The sequence below is a fragment of the Clostridium sp. DFI.1.208 genome (assembly GCF_024463855.1).
Lineage (GTDB): Bacteria > Bacillota_I > Bacilli_A > Erysipelotrichales > Erysipelotrichaceae > Clostridium_AQ.
Window position 1 is genome coordinate 1 of record NZ_JANGCA010000153.1, and the last position, 1171, is coordinate 1171.

The 1171-nt window shown below is 45.3% G+C and carries 3 protein-coding genes; all 3 read left to right on the forward strand.

The annotated features are described in order from the left end of the window. The coding region (locus tag NE665_RS23750) for a hypothetical protein (protein ID WP_256302685.1) at positions 1-441 on the forward strand (441 nt) is incomplete at its 5' end. Positions 442-480: 39 nt separating this feature from the next. Continuing rightward, complete coding sequence (locus NE665_RS23755; protein ID WP_002611892.1) at positions 481-759, forward strand: helix-turn-helix transcriptional regulator; 279 nt, start codon at positions 481-483, stop codon at positions 757-759. Continuing rightward, positions 756-1171 (forward strand): lysozyme family protein (locus tag NE665_RS23760; protein ID WP_256302686.1); only part of this gene is annotated, 416 nt, incomplete at its 3' end. The genes NE665_RS23755 and NE665_RS23760, both read left to right, overlap by 4 nt.

Below are 1171 nucleotides of genomic sequence, written 5' to 3' on the forward strand. Positions count from 1 at the left end.
CGCTGGGAAGAGATCCCGGCCATCGTCAAAATGCAGGAGCTTACGATGCGTGAGATCCGCAGATTCGTCCGCAGAGGGAATGCAAACCGGGAAACCTTACCAAAAGAGCTGAAATTGCAGATCGTAAAAGAATCGCTGCTGGACTACCAACAAACGAAAGAGGAAGGGCTCATACCTACCGGAACACTCAAAAGAGAGTGGATCGCAATGGATACCGGATTCAGTGCACGTTCCGTTCAGGACTATCTCAATCTATTGGAGGAGCATCCAAATAAGGAGAAAAAAGAATCGCGATCTTTAAAATACGAAGATATACAGAATTCGATGCATGATGTGCTCAGACTTCCAGTGAAGATCACGGACAAGCAGATCAGTATCAAGATAAAGGATGATCTCGATCTTGCGCGCGTCCTCGAGCTGCTGGGGATCGAAACCTTATAACGAACAAAGATATCTTATACTTATAGAAGGAGGAAGAGAATGACATCCAAAAAGAAAAGAAAGAAGAAAAAAGGACCAAGCCCACAAAAAGGGATAACGAATGAAAGACTGGCCGATAAGCTGAAACGGATCCTGCGGGAGAAGAAGATATCGAAAGAAGAATTTGCCAGAAAGCTGGATGAACCATTACCTTATATCCTAGAGGTATTGAAAGGTAGGAGGAGTATCCAGCTTCCTACTCTGATACGGATGTGTAAGGTATTGGGTGTACCTATCTTACATTTTGAAGATTGTATCCGAAAGGATGACGCTGCATGATCTCCGGATCAGCGAAGAAGGTGATGCTCATAGGAGTAGCCTTCTTTCTCGTGATCATGATGTTTGCGGCGGTCGGTATCGGAGGTGGCAGTACCGAAGATGATATCGATCTTTCGACTTCCCTATTGAGTGAAGCAGTCGAAAGATATCGTCCCTATGTGACGAAAAGAGCAGAGGTCTATGACATGGCGGATCATGTCGAATTGATCCTCTGTGTGATGGAAGTGGAATCTCATGGTGAAGGTATGGACCCGATGCAGGCTGCAGAGGGTCCTTTTAACAAGAAATATCCAAAGGTACCCAATGGCATCCGTGATCCTGAATATTCCATAGATTGCGGGATACAGGAGCTGCGCTCCGTATTGAAGAAAGCAGGAGTGAAATCCGGAGAAGATAAGGAAAGGATAAAGGT